The organism is Pelomonas dachongensis, from assembly GCF_043555865.1.
Classification (GTDB): Bacteria; Pseudomonadota; Gammaproteobacteria; order Burkholderiales; family Burkholderiaceae_C; genus Pelomonas; species Pelomonas dachongensis.
In genome coordinates, this window is sequence record NZ_JBIGHY010000010.1 from 82,488 (window position 1) to 102,920 (window position 20,433).

Genomic DNA, 20,433 nt, shown 5'->3' on the forward strand with positions numbered 1-20,433 from the left:
CAGCCCCACCACGCCCTCCCCCACCATCTGAGGGCTCAACCGCCCATAAAAAAAGCGCGGACGAGCCGCGCTTTTTACCATCTGACGCGAGGCTGACCTCGCGCTGAATGTTTATTACTTCTTGCTGCGACGACGGCTTGCGACGCCAGCGCCGAACAGCGCCGCGCCCAGCAGGCCCAGGGACGCCGGCTCAGGCAGCTTCAAGAAGGCATCGGACACAGCGGTCTGGCTCAGGACCACCGTGTAGGTGCCACCGACCAGTGCGTTGGTTTCCGCCTGGAAAGCTTGCTTGGCGTTGGTACGCACCTTGCTCGACGCGGGCGACAGGGCAGTCGCGTTTTGGTTCAGCGAGAAGGGGTCGTAGTACTCGACACCACCGAAGATCGCGCTGCCCGCACCACCGTTGCCACCGAGACCATCCGGCACCCAGGCGAAAACGTCATCGTTGGTCGCCACGCTGGTGATCGTGATGCTCCAGGTCGTCGATGCCCGGGCGGTCGGCGAACCGATGCCCGAAGCGCTCAGGTAGGCACGCAGATAGGACTCGGCGTCGAAGGCAATCTCGATGCTCGTGCCGTCTTGCACGGTGATCGTGAACTCGGCATTGAAATTGACGTTGCTCTGCGTCGAACCGTTACCGGCCGGCTTGAGAGAAACAACACCGTCCGTCAGAGCATCACTGACGCCGAACAGCGAGTTGCCGAACTGGTCTGCCGTGGAGGCGCCATAAGTCGCCACCGGAGCACCAGCAAGAGGAGCGCCAGGAACATAGCTGCCTGCATTGCCGAGCGACGTGGTCGCCGAGGCACCTGCAATTGCCAGCGGGTCGTTCTGCGAATCGGAACCTGCGGCGTTGGCGCCATTCAGGCTGACCGTGGCGTCAGCCGTGGTCGTGCCCTTCAGCGTCGCCAGATTGAGGCGGGGCGCCAGCGAGCCATCGGCGGCACGGACATTGCTGCCGTTGCCCAAGGCGAAATGGAAGTTGGTGACGTCGAGGATGGCCTGGGCGACAGCATCGGCACGGGCAGCAGTGCTACCCAGACCGCAAGCCAGTGCCACGCCAGCGGCGATGAGCGAGAAGCGAGAGGTGGTGATCATTTGGACTCCTTGAGGGCCGGATGAACTTGAGACGCAAGTCTTAAAGCAGCATGCGTGCCAACTTTGCTTCAATCACAAAAAATCAAGCAAAATCAAACACTTGCGATCGTCAGAACCAACCTGGCACACGCCCCCCGTCCAACGCTGTAAAGAACTCCGACAGCCGTCAGCCTCGATTCACGGCACGGTCTTGGCTGCCTCGGTCAGGGAGATGAGCGGCGCGACGGGAATGGCGTAGCTGATTCCTGAAGGCTGGGTCAGCGCCGACTCCTTGCCCGCCTTCGTCAACACCATGTTCACCACGCCCACCACTTCGCCGCTGCGCTGGTCCAGGACCGGCCCGCCGCTGTTGCCCGGATAGGCCGTCGCGTCGAGTTGCAGGATGTCGAAGCTGCCCGCACGCAGTTGCCGCAATGCACGCGGGTCGAGCGTGCGTGCAGTCGCCGCAGGCAGCGAGATGGGGGTGATCGCAGCAATGATGCCGCGATGACTGACTGTCGAGAATCCGAGCGCACCACCGATCGGGAACCCCATCAGCAGGACCGCGAGTCCTTCGCGAGCCACGCCCGGAGCAGCGATGGGCAGCGCTGGTACCGGCGCGCCGTCAAAGCGCAACGCCACCAGGTCGTGAGGCCGATCCAGCGCCGCAATCCGCGCCGAGCGCATTTCCCAATCGCCGGTGGGCAACCTGACCTGAACGGCCACGCGGCGCTCTGCTTCGGGAACGTCGGGTGCAGGCAGCACATGCGCGTTGGTGATGACGAGATTGCCGTCAGCCACGACAAAGCCGCTGCCCCGGAAGCCAAAGCGCGGGCTGTCGGTGGGCGAGTAGGTCCCCACGAGCACGACGGAGGGTTTGCTACGGTCTATCAGCGCAGGCAAGTCATTGGCGAACGCGCTCAGCGGCAAGGTCGCCGCCAGCGCTACGAGCAGCAAGCGCCACCTCACCGCCGCCCTCCCACCGAGTTGAACGGTGGTCCAGCCACGTCGACACGAACGCCATCTCCCGGTCGTTCACATGCTTCAACCAAGCCGCATGCTGTGCTCATTGCCGCCTTTCCAAGTACGTAGCTGGATTCAGCGGACAGCGTACAGCATGGGGCAGCGCCCCTCTAGACGCGTTGGGCGAACACGGAACGCTGACTACTTGATCTGCAAACGGCTCATCAAGTCGTAGAGCGTGGGGCGGCTGACGCCCAGCAACTCCGCGGCGCGCACGATATTGCCGTCGGTACGGGCCAGCGCGGTGATGACCGCCTGGCGCTCCGCCGTCTCACGCACCGAGCGCAGATCCAGCACGGTGTCGTCCGGACCAGCCCCAGCCGCAGAACCGCGCAAGCCCAGGTCGGCGGCCGTGATGCGGTCGTCGTCGGCCATGATGACCGCACGCTTGAGCATGTTCTGCAGTTCGCGGACGTTGCCGGGCCAGCGGTGCGATTCCAGTGCGCGCACGGCATCGTCGGCCAGGTTGGGCGCGGCACGCCTCATCTCGGTGGCAAAGCGCCTGGCGAACGCATGGGCCAACAGGACCGGGTCGCCCAGCCGATCGCGCAGCGGCGGGATGTCGACGACGATCTCCGCCAGCCGGTAGTACAGGTCTTCGCGAAACAGGCCGTCGACAATACGCTGCCTGAGATCCTGGTGGGTGGCACCGACCACCCGGACGTCGATGGGGATTTCCTGCCGCCCGCCGACACGCTCGATGACGCGCTCCTGCAGGAAACGCAGCAGCTTGGCCTGCAGCGGCATCGGCAGGTCGCCGATCTCGTCCAGCATCAGCGTACCGCCGTTGGCCGTCTCGATCTTGCCGAGCGTCGCTTTGTTGGCACCGGTGAAAGCGCCTTTTTCGTAACCGAAAAGCTCACTCTCCAACAGCGTTTCCGGAATGGCGGCGCAGTTGATCGCCACGAAGCGCCCCTTGCGCTTGGACGCATCATGCAGCCCCTGGGCCAGCACCTCCTTGCCGGTGCCGCTCTCGCCGAGCAGCAACACGGTGGCATCGCTGGGCGCAACCTTCTCGATCATGCGGCACACGCGCTGCATGCCAGGATCGCGCGTGATCAGGCCGCTGAACACATCGCTGCTCTGCTGCCTCTGGAGGCGGCGGTTCTCCTGCTGCAGCTCGTACAGGCGATAGGCGCGCTCCACGGTCAGGGCAAGCACGTCCGGATCCACGGGCTTGGCCAGGAAGTCGTAAGCACCCATGCGAATGGCACGCAGGGCGTTGTCCTGATCGTTCTGACCGGTCAGCACGATGACCTTGACGGCCGGATCCAGCTCGAGCAACTTCTCCAGGCACTTGAAGCCCTCGGAAACAGAATCGCGGTCCGGCGGCAACCCGAGATCCATCGTGACCACGGCGGGGTTGTTGCGACGGAACTGCAGCACCGCGCTGGCAACGTCATCGGCAGTGGCCGATTCAAAGCGATCCAGCGACCACTTCAACTGCTTCTGCAGTGCCAGATCATCCTCGACGATCAGCAGCGGCGCGTGGCGGGGGCTGCTCATCGGATGTCAGGTGCTGCGCGCAATGCGTCAGCCTGCGCATGGAAAAGAGGCAGCAGCAGGGTCACGATGGTTCCGCGGTTGAGTTCACTGTCCACGCTGATCTTGCCTCCGAGTTCCTGCACGTATTGATAGCTCTCATGGGCCCCGATGCCCATGCCACTCGCTTTGGTGGTCTGGAAAGGCTTGAACAGGCGATTCTGGATGAAATCCTCGCTCATTCCGCAGCCGCTGTCCTCCACGCGAACGCGGGCCTGACTCCCGTGTGAATCCAGCGTCAGGCGCACGTGGCCGGAAGCCGGTGTGGCGTCGAAGGCGTTCTGCACGACATGTCCCAGCACCCGCTCGACACGCTCGGGGTGACCACGGGTACTGACCGCCGCCTGCAGCTCCAGCTCCAGCACCCGCCCCTTGCGCATCGCCGCCTGCGCCAGGCGCCTGGCGATCTGCTCCAGGTCCACGCCACTGGCGACGCCATGGGGCGTCTCACCCTCGCGCAGCTGAAGCATCAACTGCCGCATCTTCTCCAGCGAGTTTTCCACCGTATCCAGCATGTCTTGCTGAAACTCCGGGTTGTCTCGCAGTCGCTTGGCGTTCTTCATCATCAGCGACAACTGCGTCACGATGTTCTTCAGGTCATGGACAACGAACGCCGACATGCGGTTGAACGCATCGAACTTGCGCGCTTCCAGCAGCGCCTCCGTGGCCTGGGCCTGCGCCAGATAGCCCGAGGCCTGGCTGGCCGCGGTGCGAAGCAGGTCGCGCACCTCCCAGTTCAACTCGACGACCACGCGCGGCCTGCCGAGCACGGCGAAGCCGATCAACGCGTCGCCCACGAGCAGCGGCACGATGAGCCAGCAGCGCGGTTCCTCCAACACCCAGTCGGGCAACTCCAGGTCAGGGTAGGCGTCGCGCCGCCGGCGCCATTCGTCGATGTCGATGATCCATGCCCGCTCGCGCCAGAAGCGGCCCAATGAACCGTCCCGCGATTCGCCGATCGGCTGGGGCGGCAAGTTCCAGTTCGCGGCCTGCGCGAAATCCGCTTGCGCACCGCGCTGCAACCAGAGCATGCCGCTGGGGCTTTCGACCAGGTTGGCCAGCGCACGCACCACCGTTTCGGCGGTGTGCTGCGCTTCGGCGCCGGTCGAAAGCAACTGCGTGAAGCGCAGCCATTCCTGTCGATAGTCGTAGCGGTAGCTGAAGAAGTTCTTGCTGATGTAGACCCGCAGCCGGGCCTGCATCGAGCCGGAGGCCGCCAGCAGCGCGAGCGCCACGAGCGCCACGAACACCAGCGCCACCGACAGCGCTCGCCCCCACTGCCCACCGGTGTAGCGCACGTAATAACCGACGGCGGCCACGATCAGCAGGTACCCGCCGACGAGCAGCAATGCCGCGGAATGGAAGACGGCAGCGCGTGACACGTGCAGCTTGCCCAACCAGTCACCGTAGCGACGCGACGCGATGTACAGCAACGGCGCGGCCGCCGCGTGCACCAGCGGCCTCACGCTGACCGCGTCACCATCGAAGCGTTGGAACAGCGCCGACTGAGAGCTGATGAACAGATCGAAGACGAACACACCGCCCAGGCCCAGGCACAACGGCTTTGCATTCCAGCGCACGTCGGCGGAGGCGCTGCGCAGCATCTGCTCCACCAACATCAGCCCCAGAACAGACATGCCCAGCGACGTGAACGCCTGCAACTGCGTCCAATCTTCCGCCGGACGCACCTCGGCGAGCGCAATCAGCACCATCTGCAGCGCGACGACCGCACCTGCCACCAGCCGCGCCCACGCCAGCATGCCGCCTCTGCGCGCGGCCGGCAGCAATGCCAGCACGAACGCCAGCCACAGGCCAAAGCGCACCGCGTCAAGCCCCGGCACCACCCAGGTCGGCAAGCGACTTGACCAGTGCATCAACCCGTTCGACAACAAAGCGCCAGCCCACACCACGCTGGCCGTTAACGCACAAAGGAACACCAGCGCCAGCCGCGTCACCGGCAGGCGCCGCTGCAACAGGCGCTGGCCGAAGTACGCGGCGAACAGCCCGTACAGCACGCAGCAGATCAGCGCGCTGAGGCTGCCCAGCGGATTGATGTCGACCGGCACCTGGCCCAGCACAACAGTCGGGAAGTCCATCGCTGGGCGGGTCATGCCTGATTCGAGCGCGCCCGCACGGCAGCTGCGTCCGCGCTGCCGCCGCAGAGCTGAGTCAGCGTGCGCCCTTGCCGGTCAGCACCACCGCCACCGTCTCCAGCATGATCAACAGATCGAGGAAGAGAGAGTGGTTCTTGACGTAGTAGAGGTCGTACTGCAGCTTCTCGACGGAATCCTCGATCGTCGAGCCGTACTCGTAGCGCACCTGCGCCCAGCCGGTCACACCAGGCTTCACGCTGTGGCGCACCGCGTAGTACGGGATCTTGCTGACCAGCTCATCGACAAAGAACTGCCGCTCCGGGCGCGGGCCCACCATGCTCATTTCGCCGTAGAACACATTGAAAAGCTGCGGCAGTTCGTCAATGCGCACGCGGCGGATGAAGCGCCCCACCCGCGTCACGCGGTCATCGTTCTTCGACGCCCAGCGCGGCTTGCCGTCTTTCTCGGCATCCGTACGCATGCTGCGGAACTTGATGACATTGAACGGCACACCGTTCAAGCCGACACGCTCCTGCCGGTACAACACCGGTCCCCGCGATTCCAGGCGGATCAACACCGCCGTGACCAGCATGATGGGCCAGGCCACGGCGAAAATGGCCGTCGCGAACACCACGTCGCAGACACGCTTGATGGCCGCGCGCAGCATGCCCTGGCTGAACCCGTCACCAAAGATCAACCAGCCGGCGTTGACATGCTTGATGTTGATCTGGGCCAGCGTCTTCTCGAAATGCGTGGCGATGTCGACGACACGCACGCCGGACAGCTTGCAGTCCAGCAACTGACGCAGCGGCATGCTGCCGCCGCGCCGCTCGCTCAGCGCCACGACGATCTCGTCGACGTTGTGCTTCAGCGCAGCCTCGGTCAGGTTGGCGCCATCGTTGATGATCTCTGCAGGCGCAACGTCCGGCGTCTCTTCATTCGGACCTGCGTAGTAACCAACGATCTGGGCGTGCGGGTCAGACGCCCGCAGCGTATTGCCCACCGAACGCGCCGCAGGACCGGTACCGAAGATCAGGATGCGACTGCGCATGCGGGCCTGCGCGCCAGAATGGGCGGCATAGACACGGTGCACCATCACCGCGGCGACGGCCGCCATGGCCACCAGCGTCAGCAGCTCCCGATGGCTGGTGTCGGAAGGCACCAGACTGAAAATCACATAGGCCAGCGGCAGACCGAACAGCAGCCCAAACAGCGCGCGCGCGCAGGACTCGGTGACCGAGCGGTTGTGCACGTGCTGGTAGAAGCCCGTTGCAGAGTTGATGACGAACATGCAGCCCGCCAGCGACAGCCCATGCGATGCGGCGAACGGCAGCACGGTTTGGGCTGACTCACCCTGGCTGAGCACCACGGCGATGACGGCAAAAACGATGAGCCCCAGGTCAAAGAACACCTGGAGCAGTGTCTGCCTGTGCAGGTAATGGTTGAATATTCGAATCATCTGCGTCCCCGATTCATCCGCCTGGCGTCTTCTATCTGCAATCTGAGCAAGGAAATTCGAAACTATTCGATTCCTATTCAGGCGTATCTGCCGCCCTTGATCACCGCCGACGCAGACCAGGTCTGCGCAAGCCCTCCGGAGACCGTGAACCCAGCCAGGTTGCGCCCAGCTTTGCGCCACGAGGGGCGATTGTCGACATGCTATGAGTGCGGCGGCATCATGCCTCTCGCCCCCAGCATTGAAAGCCCCCCGTTTGGAGGGTGGCAGCCCCCTGAATCCGCCTCCCACCACGGTGACAGCGCAAGCAGCTCAGGAGGTTCCTTTTCACGGCCGCGCAGTAGAACCGAAAGCCGCAGCCGCCCGCGTGACAAGACAGCCAGGACAGCCCACAAACCGTGCGGATGGCACAAGAAATCATTAGAAGATTGGATGACTGCAAGTATTCGAACCAGTCCTCATCTGAAACGAATTTGACCGGCCCGAATACTCAAACCTATTCTCAAAAATTGAGAGAATATTCACGCATTTTCATGCAGGCATGTCGCAACCCTACATGACATGTCGTCGCGCATCAGCAGATGGGAGGTTCAGCACCAAGCCAGCCTCGTCTGAAAGCAAAAAGGCCAGTCCTGAGACTGGCCTTTGCGTGTTGCTGGCGGAGAGGGAGGGATTCGAACCCTCGGTACGGAAACCGTACGCCTGATTTCGAGTCAGGTACATTCGACCACTCTGCCACCTCTCCTGATTCGGTGCGCGCTGGTGCGAAGCCTACCATTGTAGCCAGCTTTTTCGCACCTGCTTCAAATCAGCCGCGCAACACTTCCATGCCGCCCATGTAGGGGCGCAGCGCCTCTGGCACGGTGATGCTGCCATCGGCGTTCTGATAGTTCTCCAGCACCGCCACCAGCGTGCGGCCCACAGCCAGGCCGGAACCGTTCAGCGTGTGCACGAACTCATTCTTGCCCTGCGCGTTCTTGAAACGCGCCTGCATGCGGCGGGCCTGGAAGGCCCCCATGTTCGAGCAGGAGCTGATCTCGCGGAAGGTGTTCTGCGCCGGCAGCCAGACCTCCAGATCGTAGGTCTTGGTCGAGCCGAAACCCATGTCGCCGGTGCACAACAGCATGGTGCGGTAGGGCAGGCCCAGCTTCTGCAGCACGGCCTCGGCATGACCGGTCATCTCTTCCAGCGCGGCCATGCTGTGCTCGGGCTGCTCGATGCGCACCATCTCGACCTTATCGAACTGGTGCTGGCGGATCAGACCACGCGTGTCGCGTCCCGCCGAGCCGGCTTCGGAGCGGAAGCAGGGGCTGTGCGCCGTCAGCTTGATGGGGAGGTCTTCCGGCTTCAGCACGCTTTCGCGCACGGTGTTGGTCAGCGAGATTTCAGACGTCGAGATCAGGTACTGCTCGACCTGCTCGTCGTCGCCGCCACGCAGCACCCAGAACATGTCCTCCTTGAACTTGGGCAGCTGGCCCGTGCCTTCCAGGATCTCGCGGTTGACGATGTAGGGCGTGTAGCACTCGGTGTAGCCGTGCTCGGCCGTCTGCACGTCCAGCATGAACTGCGCGAGCGCGCGGTGCAGGCGGGCGGCGGGGCCCTTCAGGAAAGCGAACCGCGAGCCCGACAGCTTGGCGCCGGTCTCGAAATCCAGGCCCAGCGGGGCACCCAGGTCCACATGGTCCTTGACGTCGAAGTCGAACGTGTGCGGCTGGCCCCAGCGGCGCACCTCGACGTTGCCGGCCTCGTCAGCGCCGGTCGGCACGCTGGTGTCGGGCAGATTGGGGACGCTCATCAGCAGTTCATTCAGCTCGACCTGGATGGCGTCCAGCCGCTCGGCGCCCGCCTTCAGCTCGTCGGCGATCCCCCCCACTTCGGCCATCAGCGACGAGGCGTCTTCCCCCTTGCCCTTGGCCATGCCGATCTGCTTGGACAGGCTGTTGCGGTGCGCCTGCATTTGCTCGGTGCGGGTCTGCACACCTTTGCGTTCGGCTTCGAGCGCCTTGAATCGCTCCACGTCCAGGTAGGGCTGCGGGGTCTTGCGTGCGTTCAGCCGCTCGATGACGGTATCGAGCTCCTTGCGCAGCTGGGTGATGTCAAGCATGGAAATCCTTCAAATCGAATGCGAAAGCGGCGCCGAAGTCGGCGCCGCCGGAAGCTGCAAGCACCGGCTTCAAGATCGCGAAGCACTCACCTCGGCCATGGACTTGTCGCCCAGGCCCATCGGCAAGGGGAAGCGCACATGTTCCTCCACGCCCGGCAGACTGCGCACGGTGGTGGCGCCAAATTCGCGCAGTCGGTCGATCACGGCCTGCACGAGGACATCGGGCGCCGAGGCGCCTGCCGTCAGGCCCACGCGCGGACGCCCTTCCAGCCACTCGGCCTTCAGGTCTTCCGCAGCGTCGACCATGTAGCCGGGCGTGCCCAGCCGCTCGGCCAGCTCGCGCAGGCGGTTGCTGTTGGAGCTGGTCGGGCTGCCGACGACGATGACCACGTCCACCTGCGGCGCCAGCACCTTGACGGCATCCTGTCGGTTCTGCGTGGCGTAACAAATGTCCTGCTGCTTGGGCTCGCGCACCCGGGGGAACACGCGCTTCACCTCGGCCAGGATCTCGGCCGCGTCGTCCACGCTCAGCGTGGTCTGCGTGACGACTGCCAGCTTGGTCTGGTCCCTGACCTGCACCTTGGCGACGTCCTCGACGTCTTCAACGAGGAAGATACCGTCGGACAGCTGGCCCATCGTGCCTTCGACCTCTGGGTGCCCCTTGTGGCCGATCATGATGAACTCGAAGCCCTCACGGTGCAGCTTGGCCACCTCGACGTGCACCTTGGTCACTAGCGGGCAGGTCGCATCGAAGATCTGGAAGCCACGCGCAGTGGCCTCACGGCGCACCTCCTGGCTGACGCCGTGCGCACTGAACACCAGCGTGGCGCCGGCCGGCACCTCGGCCAGGTCCTCGATGAAGATGGCGCCGCGCGACTTCAGGTCGTTGACGACGTAGGTGTTGTGGACGATCTCGTGGCGCACGTAAATCGGTGCGCCGAACTTGACCAGCGCTCGCTCGACGATCTCGATGGCACGGTCAACGCCGGCGCAGAAGCCGCGCGGCTCCGCCAGGATCACCTCGTTGGGATGCACGACAGCATTCATCACAGCACCCCGATCACTTGCACCTCGAAGCTGACCGGCTGGCCAGCGAGCGGGTGATTGAAGTCGAACAGCAACGCCTCATCGCCCAGTTCGCGCACCACGCCGGCATAGCCGCCCTGCCCGTCCGGGCCGGGGAACTGCACGACGTCGCCGACGTGGTAGGTCTCGTCTGGGTCGCCCAGCTGACGCAGCAGCGAGAGCTTCACGCGCTGCAGCAGTTCGGGGTTGCGCTCGCCGAAGGCCTCACCGGGTGCGAGCTCGAACCGCTCGTGCGCGCCCTCGGGCAGCCCCAGCAGACGCGCCTCGATGGCCGGCGACAGCTGGCCGGCGCCGAGGGACAGCGTGGCGGGCTTGTCGTCGAACGTGTTGACGATGTCGGCACCGTCCGGGCCCGAGAGCCGGTAATGCAAGGTCAGGAAGGACCCGGCCTGGATGGGATTCATGCGAGGAGACGTGGACCGCTTGGCTAGACTGGCATCGATTTTATGCCGCTGACCCACCTGCCCCCGGACGCCCGACCGCGCGAGAAGCTGCTCGCCCGCGGGCCGGCCGCGTTGGCGGATGCCGAGTTGCTGGCGCTGCTGCTGCGCACGGGCCTCCAGGGCATGCCCGTGCTGCAGCTGGCGCAGAGCCTGCTGGACCGCTTCGGCGGCTGGGCCGGGCTGCTGGCCGCCAGTGTGCAGGACCTGGGCAAAGTCAAAGGCCTCGGCCCCGCCAAGCGGGCCGAGATCGCCGCCGTGCTGGAGATCGCGCGCCGCTCGCTGGCCCAGCAACTGGTCGAGAAACCGGCCATGAACAACCCCGACGCGGTGAAGACCTACTTGCGGCTGCAACTGAGCGGCCTGGGTCACGAGGTGTTCGCCGTGATGTTCCTGGACGCCCAACTGCGGCTCATCGCGATGGAGACGCTGTTCCAGGGCACGCTGACATCGACCACCGTGCATCCGCGCGAGGTCGTCAAGCGCGCGCTGGCGCTGGGCGCCGGGGCGGCCATCCTGGCGCACAACCACCCGAGCGGTGTGGCCGAACCGTCGCGCGCCGACGAGTTGCTGACACAGCGCCTAAGCGAGGCGCTGGCGCTGGTGGACGTGCGCGTCGTCGACCACCTGGTGGTGGGCGGCAACGAGGTGGTGTCATTTGCCGAGCGAGGCCTGCTGTGAGCAAGGTCGTGCGCAGCCTGGCCGACCTGAAACCACTGGCCCGCGAGATGGCGGCGGCACGGCTGGCCGCTGAGGTCGAGCGCGAGCGCGTGGCCGCAGCCATGCGGCTGGCCGATCAGGAGCGGCGTGTGTTCGAGCTGAGCGTCGGCCCGGTGACGCCGCTGCGCGCCACGGACCGCGTCATCCACGACCGCGAGCAACCCGCACCCGAGCCGCGCCAGCGCGAGGCAGACGAGCGCGCCGTGCTGCTGCAGGCGCTGTCGGATGACATCGACGTCGACACGCTGCTGGACACCGACGAGACGCTGAGCTTCCGCCGCGAAGGCATCTCGGTGGAAGTGGTGCGCAAGCTGCGCCGCGGCCACTGGGCGCTGCAGGCGCAGCTGGACCTGCACGGCCTGCGCCGCGACGGCGCGCGCGAGGCCCTGGGCCTGTTCATCCACGACAGCGCACGGCGCGGCCTGCGCTGTGTGCGCGTGGTGCACGGCAAAGGCCACGGCTCGCCCGGCCGCGAGCCCGTGCTGAAGGGCCGCGTGCGGCGCTGGCTGGTGCAGAAGAACGAGGTCCTGGCGTTCGTGCAGGCACGCGCCAGCGACGGCGGCGCGGGCGCGCTCATGGTGCTGCTCAGCGGCACGGCCTGACGCAGCGCTGACGGTGGCTGACCGCGGGCTGGCGCGTCGCGTTCCGGCGACGCGGAGCAACGCCATTGACCTCGTGCGTTAGGCAGGAGTAGCCTCAAACGCATCAGCCGCAGCGGCGTGCGCAAAAGGTTTCCCCATCCACCACGAGGAATGCCCATGAACCTGACCCGCCCCTCCCCCACACCCGCCCGCTACACGGGCATCGGCCTGGTCGTCGCCCTGCACCTGGCCGGCATCTATGCGCTGAGCGCGGGGCTCATACAGCCGCCCGCGCGGCAGCCCGGGATCACCACACTGAAGCCGCTGCCGCCCGATATCCAGGAACCGCCACCACGTGTGGAACCGCTGCAGGTGGCGGAACCCAAGTTCACCACGCCCCGGATCGAAGTGCCGGTGCCCACCGATGTTGTCGAGGCGCCCGCGGAACCGACGCTGGTGGCTGCGGTCCCCCTGCGAGCCGACTCGACGCCGCAGCCCACCGGCCCGGCACGCGTCGCCGACGCGGCCACGCTGCCCGCGGTGACGAAGCCGCTGATCAGCACGCCGGGCGCGGTCTGCTCGGTGATGCCCAAGCCCGACGTCCCCGCCGTCAACTGGAGCGGCGAGGCCGTGCTGCAGGTGTTGGCCACCGTCAAGGGCGGCCGCGTGGTGGGCAGCGAGGTGCGCCTGGCGCAAGGCGCGCCGGACGCCAAGACGCGGCGCTCTCTGCAGCGCTCGGTGGAGACCGCGCTGGCGGGCTACCAGTGCCAGGGCGACGCGACCTTCCAGCAGGACTTCGCGTTCCGCCTCGACTAGACGTTGCGCATCCAGTCGGCCGTGCCCGCGAAGGACTCGGCCAGCCGGGCCTGCAGGGCCGGGTCGACCCCGGTTTCCTGCATGGCCTGCGCCATGCACGCCAGCCACTCGTCTCGCTCCGCAATGCCGATGCGAAAGGGCATGTGACGCGCCCGCAGCCGCGGGTGGCCGAAGCGGCTGATGTAGTGATCCGGCCCGCCCAGCCAGCCGCACAGGAACCAGAACAGCTTGTCGCGCGCACTGGCCAGCGTGTCGCCGTGCGCGGCGCGCAGCCGCGCGTACGCCGGCTCCAGTTCCATCAGATCGTAGAAGCGGTCCACGAGGTCGCGCACGCGCGCCTCGCCGCCGATCCACTCGAAGGCGGTGTTGGGTTGTACTTCAGCCAAGGAGTTTGGTGGCCAGCGCCTTGATGGCCTGCGCCGCATCGCAACCGGGGTAGTGCTCCAGCATCAACTGGCGCTTCAGCACCGCCTGCTTGACGGCGATGTCCGCCTTCACCTCACCCATCAGCTCCAGCCGGAAGTTCTGCCCCGGCACCGCGCCGACGAAGCGCTGCAGCACCTGCTGCAGCTGCCCGCATATGAGCTTTCCCTCACCCACGCGGTTGGCCTGGTTGACGACCAGCCCGACGTGGCGACGCTCCTGTTGCGTGGCCAGCACCTTGATGGTGGCGTAGGCATCGGTCAGCGACGTGGGCTCGGGGGTGGCCACCACCAGCACGTCGGAGGCGAGCGACACGGCAAAAAGCACCACGTCGGAGATGCCGGCACCGGTGTCCAGCAGCACCCAGTCGAAACGCGGCTTCACCAGGTCGATGATATGCAGCAGCTTGTCGCGCACCTCCGGGGTCAGGCGCGAATACTCCACCATGCCGGAGCCGGCCAGCAGCACGGAGAAGCCGCCCGGTGCGGGCAGGATGGCCTGCTCCAGCGTGGCCTTCTCGGTGAAGACGTCGTGCAACGTCAGCTTGGGGTGCAGGTTCAGCACCACATCGAGGTTGGCGAGGCCGAGGTCGGCGTCCAGCACCAGCACCTTCTGGCCGCGTGCGGCCAGCGCCGCGGCGAGGTTAGCGGTGACGAAGGTCTTGCCGACGCCGCCCTTGCCGCTGGTGACGGCGAGCGTGCGAGCGCCGGCACGGCGGGGCGGCGACGTGGAGGCGGCAGCAGGATCGGAGAGGGTGCTCATGGCGTGTCCTGTTGCGGATCTGACTTCAGCGTGGCGAACAACATGCCTTTTTCTTCGGCGCTGACCAGGGAATCGATCTGGGGCTCCAGGCAGGCGCGGTTGCGACCCTCTGCCTTGGCGCGGTAGAGCTGCCGGTCAGTGCGCTCGGTCCACAGCAGCGGCGAGGAGCGCACCCATTGCGGCGCGAATGCGCCCCCAAGGCTGATGGTGACATTCAGCATCTGGCCAGGCGAGACCTCAATGGCGAGTTCGGACACGCGCTCACGCACGCGCTCCGCGACGGCGAGGCCCACATGCGTGGCGCAGTTGGGGAGGATGATGGCGAACTCCTCGCCGCCGATGCGCGCGACGAGATCCATGGGCCGCACCGCCTGCAAGATGGCTGCCGCCACGGACCGGATGACCTGGTCGCCCGCTCCATGACCGTGGGTGTCGTTGACAGCCTTGAAATGATCGATGTCCAGCATCAGCAGCAAGGCTGCCTCGCCGGAGCGGGCGACGCGGTCCACCTCCCGGGCCAGCGCCATCTCGAAACTGCGGCGGTTGACCAGGCCGGTCAGCGCGTCCTTGCTGGACAGGTCGCACAGCGCGTTCAGCAGCGCCTGCAGCCACAGGATGCTGTGCGGCTCCTCGTCCGGAAGCAAGGCCCCGGCCTGCTGCAGCAGCTGCAGGGCCATGTCCAGATCCAACGCGCGGGCGTCGATCAGCTGGGCGGCGAGCGGGCGGTGTTCCAAGCGAGTGCGTTCGAGAGAGGAGTGGCGCCATTGTGGGCGCGCGGCAGTCTAGCAGCGGCCCCTCCCCACACAGGTCGTGAAACAGGCACGTTCCCCGGGGTTGTTTGCACTATGCTGGATCGCGACGCACCCGTACAACGGCCCTGCGGGGCAGAATCGATGCGCGCCGTCAGAACTCGCTGCGAGCAACCACAACTTCGATCACGACATGCCCGCACCAGAACTCGCCTCCGGCAGTGATGCCCTCGACCACGAGTTCAGCTTCAGCAAGGCGGACTTCGACCGCGTGCGTGAACTGATCTACCGCCACGCGGGCATCAGTCTCCACGATGGCAAGCACGCGATGGTCTACAGCCGGCTGTCACGCCGCCTGCGCGAGACCGGGCACAAGAGCTTCGCGAGCTATCTGCAGTGGCTGGAGGCGTCCACCGGCCCTTCCAGCGCCGTCGAGTGGCAGGAGTTCGTCAACTGCCTGACGACCAACCTCACGTCGTTCTTCCGCGAAGACCACCACTTCCACGCCCTGAAGGACGATCTGAAGCCGCTGGCCGGCAAACCCGTACGCATCTGGTGCTGTGCAGCGTCCACCGGCGAGGAGCCCTATTCCATTCTGATGACCTGCAGCGAGGCGCTGGGCTCCGGCGCGAGCGTGCAACTGGTGGCGAGCGACATCGACACCAACGTGCTGAACACCGCGCGGCGCGGCGTCTACAACGCTGACTCGCGCGGTCTGGACCCCACGCGGCTCAAGAACTTCTTCATGCGCGGCACGGGCGCAAACGCCGGCAAGATTCGCGTCAAGCCCGAGCTGCAGCGGTTGGTCGAGTTCCGGCCGCTGAACTTGATGGACACGCAGTGGCAGCTGGGCGACCCTTTCCACATGGTGTTCTGCCGCAACGTGATGATCTATTTCGATGCACCCACCCAGCGCAAGGTGCTGGAGCGCATTCATCGCGTCATGCGGCCAGGCGGCCTGCTGTTCGTGGGTCATTCCGAAAACTTCACCGAATCGCGCGACCTGTTCAAGCTGCGCGGCAAAACCATCTACGAACGGGTCTGATCGATGAGCACGCCATTCGCCTCCACAGCGACCATCGGCCTGGGCAATCCGGTCGCGGTGGCCAAGGTCAACCAGCTCAAGGCCCAGCCTCGCAAGCAGGGCGAGGCGTCATTTTTCTTTTACGACGCGCACTTCAAGAACGCCGCCGTGAAGATCCTGCCGGGCGAGTATTTCGTCGAGCAGGAAGACCTGCTGGTCATGACCACGCTGGGCTCCTGCATCGCCGCCTGCCTGTGGGACCGCGTCGCCAAGGTCGGCGGCATGAACCACTTCATGCTGCCGGAAGGCGCCGGCGACTCGGGTCGCTACGGCTCGTTCGCGATGGAACTGCTGATCAACGAGATGATGAAGCGCGGCGCCAGCAAGGCCCGCATGGAAGCCAAGATCTTCGGCGGTGGCGCTGTCATCGCGGGCATGAATTCGATCAACGTCGGCGAGCGCAACACCAACTTCGTCATCGACTACCTGAAGTTGGAGCGCATCCCCATCGTGTCGAAGGACGTGATGGACGTGTACCCGCGCAAGGTCTGCTTCCTGCCCGCCAGTGGCAAGGCGATGGTCAAGCGCCTGGCGCCGACCAATACCGACGCGCTGGTCCAGCAGGACAAGGCAGCAATCCAGAAGGTGCAGCCCGTCGCGAGCAGCGGCGGCTCCATCGATTTGTTCTGAGGAGGCCGACGATGGCCAAGACCAAGGTCGTGGTGGTGGACGATTCGGCGCTGGTGCGTTCCATCCTGACCGAAATCATCAACCGCCAGCCCGACATGGAATGCATCGGCGCCGCGGCCGACCCCCTGGTCGCGCGCGAGATGATCCGCAACCTGAACCCCGACGTGATCACGCTGGACGTGGAGATGCCGCGCATGGACGGGCTGGACTTCCTGTCGCGCCTGATGCGGCTGCGGCCCATGCCCGTCGTGATGGTGTCCACGCTGACCGAGCGCGGCGCCGAAGTCACGATGAAGGCGCTGGAGCTGGGCGCCGTGGACTTCGTCGCCAAGCCCAAGATCGGCGTCGCCGACGGCATCCGCCAGCTGGCGCAGGACATCACCGACAAGATCCGCATCGCGTCCAAGGCCCACATCCGTCGTGCGCCCGCCGCACCGGCGCCGGGTGCTGCACCTGCGGCGCCGGTCAAGGCCGTGACCATGGCCAGCCTGGGCAAGGCGTCGACCGAGAAGATCATCTTCATCGGCGCTTCGACCGGCGGCACCGAGGCGACCAAGGACGTGCTGATCAACCTGCCCGCCGACAGCCCGGCCGTCGTCATCACGCAGCACATGCCGCCCGGCTTCACGAAGAGCTACGCGACACGGCTGGACGGCCTGTGCAAGATCCGCGTGAAGGAGGCGCAGGACGGCGAGCGCATCCTGCCAGGCCACGGCTACATCGCGCCCGGCGGCATGCACCTGAGCATCGAGCGCAGCGGCGCGAACTACATCGCCCGCGTGCAGGACGGCGAGCCCATCAACCGGCACAAGCCGTCGGTCGAGGCCCTGTTCCTGTCGGCCGCCAAGGTCGTCGGGCCGAACGCCATCGGCATCATGCTGACCGGCATGGGCGCGGACGGCGCGCGGGCCATGAAGGTCATGAAGGACGCCGGCGCCTACAACTACTGTCAGGACGAGGCGAGCTGCGTCGTCTTCGGCATGCCACGCGAGGCCATCGCACACGGCGCGGCCGACGAGGTGCTGCCGCTGAACCAGATCGCCACCAAGGTGCTGGAGCGGCTGCGCGCCACGTCGGGCATGTCGCTCAACCGCGTTTAAGCACTTCGAACCGGCGCCGGGCCGCCTCAAGTCTGATTTCAGGCGATGTGCGAACGGGGCCGCCCCCGTGAGCATCGTCGCTCCCTAAGGGCACCGACCAGGCTTGCCCGCGTTCAGCGGGGCTGCCTGGGCCAAGGGCTCAAAGAAACAGCTGCTGCAGGTCGCTGAGGAAGTCGAAGCCGCGCGCGGTGGGCTGGATGCGTGCCGCGTCTGCCTCCAGCAGCCCGCGCATGCGTGCCGCCTCCAGCCCCTTGGCGATGCTGGACACCGGCAGGCCGGTGCGCTCCAGGAATTGCGCCAGCGTGACGCCTTCCTTCAGCCGCAGCGCGTTCAACATGAACTCGAACGGCAAGTCCTTGCGCGCCACCTCGTGCTCGTTGCTCACCTTGTTGGCCTGCGCCATGAAGGCAGCAGGCTCGCGCCAGCGCACCTGACGCAGCACGCGGTGCGGGAACGACAGCTTGCTGTGCGCACCGGCGCCGATGCCGAGGTAGTCGCCGAACTGCCAGTAGTTCAGGTTGTGCGCGCAGCGGTGGCCGTCGCGCGCATAGGCCGAGACTTCATAACGCTGCAGTCCGGTGGCGCCGGTCCTGTCGGTGATGAGATCCAGCATGTCGCTGGCCAGGTCGGCATCCGGCAGGTGTGCGGGCGTGCGCGTCGCGAACACCGTGTTGGGCTCGATGGTCAGGTGGTAGATGGAGAGGTGCGGGGGCTTGAAGCTCAGCGCCGTGTCCAGCTCGCGCCCCAGATCGTCCAGCGTCTGCCCCGGCAGCGCGTACATCAGGTCGAGGTTCCAGGTCTCGAACGCGCTGGCCGCCTCGGCCAGCGCTTCGCGCGCCTGCGTCGAGCTGTGCACGCGGCCCAGCGTCTTCAGCTGCGCATCGTCGAAGCTCTGCACGCCCACCGAAAGCCGCGTGACGCCAGCGTGGCGGAAGCCGGCGAAGCGCTCACGCTCGAAGGTGCCCGGGTTCGCTTCCAACGTGATCTCGCAACCCGCCTCCAGCGGCAGCCGCGCGCGGATGTCCGAGATCAGCTGCGCGATCTGTTCCGGGTTGAAAAGACTGGGCGTGCCGCCGCCGATGAAGATGCTCACCACCGGGCGGCCCCAGATCAGCGGCAGCGCGGCTTCGAGGTCGGCACGCAGCGCGGTGAGGTAGGCCTCGGCCGTGTCGATGGACAACGCCGCCCCCTTCACCTCGTGCGAGTTGAAGTCGCAGTACGGGCACTTGCGCAGGCACCAGGGCAGGTGCACGTACAGGGCCAGTGGCGGCAGCGCCGACAGCTGCAAGGTGCCCGGGCGCATCAGGTGCTGCAGATCAGCCATGGCTCACCCGAGGTGCCAGACCTCGCGGAACTGCTCGATCAGGTGCGCCGCTGCCAGCGCGCGGTGGCTGTGGCGGTTCTTGGCCTCGGCAGACAGGCTGGCCACCGAAGCGCCCAGCGTCGGGATCTGCATCAGCGGGTCGTAGCCAAAACCGCCCTCGCCGCTGGCCGCAGTCAGGATTTCGCCGGCCCAGCGGCCCATGGCGATCAGCGGCTCGGAGTCGTCCGCGCTGCGCACGGCGACCAGCGCACAGACGAAGCGCGCACGGCGGTCGGCCACGCCGGCCAGCTCTCGCAGCAGCCGTTCGTTGTTGGCTGCATCGCTTTTCTCGCCGCCGGCATCCAGCGCGTAGCGGGCCGAGCGCACGCCGGGCGCGCCGCCCAGCGCATCGACACTGAGGCCTGAGTCATCGGCAAGCGCCGGCAGGCCGCTCAACTTCGCGGCGTGCCGCGCCTTGACGAGGGCGTTCTCGACGAAAGTGCCGAACGGCTCCTCCGCCTCCGGAATGCCCAGGCTGCCCTGGTTCACCAGCGCGATGCCCAGCGGCGTGAACAGCGCCTGCAGTTCGACCAGCTTCTTCGCGTTGTTGGACGCCAGGACGAGCTTCATGTCCACCCCTCGTCCGATGAATACGTCGGACCATCCCCGGAGGGGATGGCCGCTTGCTTGGGGCGGCCCAGCGCTGCGCGGCACTTCATGCCGACTTCTGCAGGTCGATCAGCTCGCGGATGCCCTTGTCCGCCAGGTCCAGCAGCGCGTTCATCTCCTCGCGCGTGAACACCACGCCCTCGGCCGTGCCCTGCAGCTCGACAAAGCCACCCGAGCCAGTCATCACCACGTTCATATCGGTGTCGCAGGCGGAGTCCTCGGTGTACTCCAGGTCCAGCAGCGGCACGCCGTCGACGATGCCCACCGAGATGGCAGCCACAGAATCCTTGATCGGCGAGCGCGACAGCTTGCTGTCGGCGATGAGTCTGTTGACCGCATCAGTAGCCGCGACGAAGGCGCCGGTGATGGCCGCGGTGCGCGTGCCCCCGTCGGCCTGCAGCACATCGCAGTCCAGCGTGATGGTGCGCTCGCCCAGAGCCGACAGGTCGAACACGGCGCGCAGCGAACGGCCAATGAGGCGCTGGATCTCCTGCGTGCGACCGCTCTGCTTGCCCTTGGCAGCCTCGCGGTCGCTGCGGGTGTGCGTGGCGCGCGGCAGCATGCCGTACTCGGCCGTCACCCAGCCCTCACCTGAACCGCGCTTGTGCGGCGGCACGCGCTCCTCGACCGAGGCCGTGCACAGCACGCGCGTCGAACCGAACTCGATCAGCACCGAGCCCTCGGCATGGACGGTGAAACCGCGGGTGATGCGTACGGGGCGCAACTGGTCGGCAGCGCGGCCTGCGCTGCGCGTGAAGGTCTTGGTCATGGCAGA

Annotated in this window: 20 protein-coding genes and 1 tRNA gene; 6 read left to right on the forward strand and 15 right to left on the reverse strand. The window is 66.3% G+C overall.

What is annotated here, in order from left to right; translation table 11 throughout:
* Nucleotides 1-114: 114 nt before the first annotated feature.
* From ACG02S_RS22120 to ACG02S_RS22160, 9 genes are all read right to left on the reverse strand, one after another.
* Nucleotides 115-1,098: an EDSAP-1 family PEP-CTERM protein gene (locus ACG02S_RS22120; protein ID WP_394472665.1), complete on the reverse strand. Its 984-nt coding sequence runs from the start codon at nucleotides 1,096-1,098 to the stop codon at nucleotides 115-117.
* Between the two features lie 177 nt (nucleotides 1,099-1,275).
* Nucleotides 1,276-2,034 carry a S1C family serine protease gene (locus ACG02S_RS22125; protein ID WP_394472666.1) on the reverse strand — a complete coding sequence of 253 codons (759 nt, stop codon included), beginning with the start codon at nucleotides 2,032-2,034 and terminating at the stop codon, nucleotides 1,276-1,278.
* 207 nt (nucleotides 2,035-2,241) lie between these two features.
* A complete protein-coding gene (gene prsR, locus ACG02S_RS22130; RefSeq protein WP_394472667.1) occupies nucleotides 2,242-3,606 on the reverse strand; it encodes a PEP-CTERM-box response regulator transcription factor in 1,365 nt (454 codons plus the stop codon).
* Nucleotides 3,603-5,753, reverse strand: a complete 2,151-nt coding sequence (gene prsK / locus ACG02S_RS22135; RefSeq protein ID WP_394472668.1) for an XrtA/PEP-CTERM system histidine kinase PrsK — start codon at nucleotides 5,751-5,753, stop codon at nucleotides 3,603-3,605. Before prsK ends, prsR begins: the two co-directional genes overlap by 4 nt.
* 58 nt (nucleotides 5,754-5,811) lie before the next feature.
* Entirely contained in the window at nucleotides 5,812-7,374 is a 1,563-nt protein-coding gene (locus ACG02S_RS22140; RefSeq protein WP_394472669.1) for a TIGR03013 family XrtA/PEP-CTERM system glycosyltransferase, read from the reverse strand.
* Between the two features lie 473 nt (nucleotides 7,375-7,847).
* Nucleotides 7,848-7,936: transfer RNA gene (locus ACG02S_RS22145), tRNA-Ser, on the reverse strand.
* A gap of 63 nt (nucleotides 7,937-7,999) precedes the next feature.
* Nucleotides 8,000-9,295: a serine--tRNA ligase gene (gene serS, locus ACG02S_RS22150; protein ID WP_394472670.1), complete on the reverse strand. Its 1,296-nt coding sequence runs from the start codon at nucleotides 9,293-9,295 to the stop codon at nucleotides 8,000-8,002.
* A gap of 69 nt (nucleotides 9,296-9,364) precedes the next feature.
* Nucleotides 9,365-10,342: a 4-hydroxy-3-methylbut-2-enyl diphosphate reductase gene (ispH, locus tag ACG02S_RS22155; protein ID WP_394472671.1), complete on the reverse strand. Its 978-nt coding sequence runs from the start codon at nucleotides 10,340-10,342 to the stop codon at nucleotides 9,365-9,367.
* Nucleotides 10,342-10,785: an FKBP-type peptidyl-prolyl cis-trans isomerase gene (locus tag ACG02S_RS22160; protein ID WP_394472672.1), complete on the reverse strand. Its 444-nt coding sequence runs from the start codon at nucleotides 10,783-10,785 to the stop codon at nucleotides 10,342-10,344. The genes ispH and ACG02S_RS22160 overlap by 1 nt, the downstream gene beginning before the upstream one ends.
* A 42-nt stretch (nucleotides 10,786-10,827) precedes the next feature.
* On the opposite strand from ACG02S_RS22160, the gene radC reads away from it, so the two are divergent.
* The 3 genes from radC (at nucleotide 10,828) to ACG02S_RS22175 (ending at nucleotide 12,938) form a co-directional block, all read left to right on the forward strand.
* On the forward strand, nucleotides 10,828-11,502 hold the full coding sequence (radC, locus tag ACG02S_RS22165) for a RadC family protein (protein WP_394472673.1): 675 nt from the start codon (nucleotides 10,828-10,830) through the stop codon (nucleotides 11,500-11,502).
* Nucleotides 11,499-12,143, forward strand: coding sequence for a Smr/MutS family protein (locus tag ACG02S_RS22170; RefSeq protein ID WP_394472674.1), 645 nt, complete (start codon nucleotides 11,499-11,501; stop codon nucleotides 12,141-12,143). The genes radC and ACG02S_RS22170 overlap by 4 nt, the downstream gene beginning before the upstream one ends.
* A 156-nt stretch (nucleotides 12,144-12,299) precedes the next feature.
* A complete protein-coding gene (locus tag ACG02S_RS22175; RefSeq protein WP_394472675.1) occupies nucleotides 12,300-12,938 on the forward strand; it encodes a hypothetical protein in 639 nt (212 codons plus the stop codon).
* Here ACG02S_RS22175 and ACG02S_RS22180 read toward each other — a convergent pair.
* Genes ACG02S_RS22180 through ACG02S_RS22190 form a run of 3 tightly spaced genes read right to left on the reverse strand, consistent with a single transcriptional unit; the run spans nucleotide 12,935 to nucleotide 14,857 of the window.
* The gene (locus ACG02S_RS22180) at nucleotides 12,935-13,324 is read right to left on the reverse strand and encodes a group II truncated hemoglobin (RefSeq protein ID WP_394472676.1); all 390 of its coding nucleotides are present in this window, start codon (nucleotides 13,322-13,324) and stop codon (nucleotides 12,935-12,937) included. The genes ACG02S_RS22175 and ACG02S_RS22180 overlap by 4 nt on opposite strands.
* Complete coding sequence (locus tag ACG02S_RS22185; protein ID WP_394472677.1) at nucleotides 13,317-14,123, reverse strand: MinD/ParA family protein; 807 nt, start codon at nucleotides 14,121-14,123, stop codon at nucleotides 13,317-13,319. The genes ACG02S_RS22180 and ACG02S_RS22185 overlap by 8 nt, the downstream gene beginning before the upstream one ends.
* Entirely contained in the window at nucleotides 14,120-14,857 is a 738-nt protein-coding gene (locus ACG02S_RS22190; protein WP_394472678.1) for a GGDEF domain-containing protein, read from the reverse strand. The genes ACG02S_RS22185 and ACG02S_RS22190 overlap by 4 nt, the downstream gene beginning before the upstream one ends.
* Nucleotides 14,858-15,065: 208 nt before the next feature.
* Between ACG02S_RS22190 and ACG02S_RS22195 the strand changes: the two genes are divergently transcribed.
* The 3 genes from ACG02S_RS22195 to ACG02S_RS22205 are packed head-to-tail and all read left to right on the forward strand — an operon-like array spanning nucleotide 15,066 to nucleotide 17,686.
* Entirely contained in the window at nucleotides 15,066-15,917 is an 852-nt protein-coding gene (locus ACG02S_RS22195) for a CheR family methyltransferase (RefSeq protein ID WP_394472679.1), read from the forward strand.
* A 3-nt stretch (nucleotides 15,918-15,920) separates the two neighbouring features.
* The gene (cheD, locus tag ACG02S_RS22200) at nucleotides 15,921-16,586 is read left to right on the forward strand and encodes a chemoreceptor glutamine deamidase CheD (protein WP_394472680.1); all 666 of its coding nucleotides are present in this window, start codon (nucleotides 15,921-15,923) and stop codon (nucleotides 16,584-16,586) included.
* 11 nt (nucleotides 16,587-16,597) lie between these two features.
* Nucleotides 16,598-17,686 (forward strand): protein-glutamate methylesterase/protein-glutamine glutaminase, encoded by a 1,089-nt coding sequence (locus ACG02S_RS22205; protein WP_394472681.1) that lies wholly within the window; start codon nucleotides 16,598-16,600, stop codon nucleotides 17,684-17,686.
* Nucleotides 17,687-17,825: 139 nt separating this feature from the next.
* On the opposite strand, the gene hemW is transcribed toward ACG02S_RS22205, so the two are convergent.
* The 3 genes from hemW to rph form a co-directional block, all read right to left on the reverse strand.
* Complete coding sequence (gene hemW / locus ACG02S_RS22210; RefSeq protein WP_394472682.1) at nucleotides 17,826-19,010, reverse strand: radical SAM family heme chaperone HemW; 1,185 nt, start codon at nucleotides 19,008-19,010, stop codon at nucleotides 17,826-17,828.
* 3 nt (nucleotides 19,011-19,013) lie between these two features.
* A complete protein-coding gene (gene rdgB / locus ACG02S_RS22215) occupies nucleotides 19,014-19,619 on the reverse strand; it encodes an RdgB/HAM1 family non-canonical purine NTP pyrophosphatase (RefSeq protein WP_394472683.1) in 606 nt (201 codons plus the stop codon).
* A gap of 85 nt (nucleotides 19,620-19,704) precedes the next feature.
* Complete coding sequence (rph, locus tag ACG02S_RS22220; RefSeq protein ID WP_394472684.1) at nucleotides 19,705-20,427, reverse strand: ribonuclease PH; 723 nt, start codon at nucleotides 20,425-20,427, stop codon at nucleotides 19,705-19,707.
* Between the last annotated feature and the right edge of the window lie 6 nt (nucleotides 20,428-20,433).

Excerpts from the sequence above, each read along its gene's own strand:
- serS (WP_394472670.1), bottom strand. The coding sequence starts at position 9,295 with ATGCTTGACATCACCCAGCTGCGCAAGGAGCTCGATACCGTCATCGAG.
- rph (WP_394472684.1), bottom strand. The coding sequence starts at position 20,427 with ATGACCAAGACCTTCACGCGCAGCGCAGGCCGCGCTGCCGACCAGTTG.
- ACG02S_RS22175 (WP_394472675.1), top strand. The coding sequence starts at position 12,300 with ATGAACCTGACCCGCCCCTCCCCCACACCCGCCCGCTACACGGGCATC.
- ACG02S_RS22160 (WP_394472672.1), bottom strand. The coding sequence starts at position 10,785 with ATGAATCCCATCCAGGCCGGGTCCTTCCTGACCTTGCATTACCGGCTC.
- ACG02S_RS22185 (WP_394472677.1), bottom strand. The coding sequence starts at position 14,123 with ATGAGCACCCTCTCCGATCCTGCTGCCGCCTCCACGTCGCCGCCCCGC.
- ACG02S_RS22120 (WP_394472665.1), bottom strand. The coding sequence starts at position 1,098 with ATGATCACCACCTCTCGCTTCTCGCTCATCGCCGCTGGCGTGGCACTG.
- radC (WP_394472673.1), top strand. The coding sequence starts at position 10,828 with ATGCCGCTGACCCACCTGCCCCCGGACGCCCGACCGCGCGAGAAGCTG.
- ACG02S_RS22205 (WP_394472681.1), top strand. The coding sequence starts at position 16,598 with ATGGCCAAGACCAAGGTCGTGGTGGTGGACGATTCGGCGCTGGTGCGT.
- ispH (WP_394472671.1), bottom strand. The coding sequence starts at position 10,342 with ATGAATGCTGTCGTGCATCCCAACGAGGTGATCCTGGCGGAGCCGCGC.
- ACG02S_RS22195 (WP_394472679.1), top strand. The coding sequence starts at position 15,066 with ATGCCCGCACCAGAACTCGCCTCCGGCAGTGATGCCCTCGACCACGAG.
- rdgB (WP_394472683.1), bottom strand. The coding sequence starts at position 19,619 with ATGAAGCTCGTCCTGGCGTCCAACAACGCGAAGAAGCTGGTCGAACTG.
- hemW (WP_394472682.1), bottom strand. The coding sequence starts at position 19,010 with ATGGCTGATCTGCAGCACCTGATGCGCCCGGGCACCTTGCAGCTGTCG.
- prsK (WP_394472668.1), bottom strand. The coding sequence starts at position 5,753 with ATGACCCGCCCAGCGATGGACTTCCCGACTGTTGTGCTGGGCCAGGTG.
- prsR (WP_394472667.1), bottom strand. The coding sequence starts at position 3,606 with ATGAGCAGCCCCCGCCACGCGCCGCTGCTGATCGTCGAGGATGATCTG.
- cheD (WP_394472680.1), top strand. The coding sequence starts at position 15,921 with ATGAGCACGCCATTCGCCTCCACAGCGACCATCGGCCTGGGCAATCCG.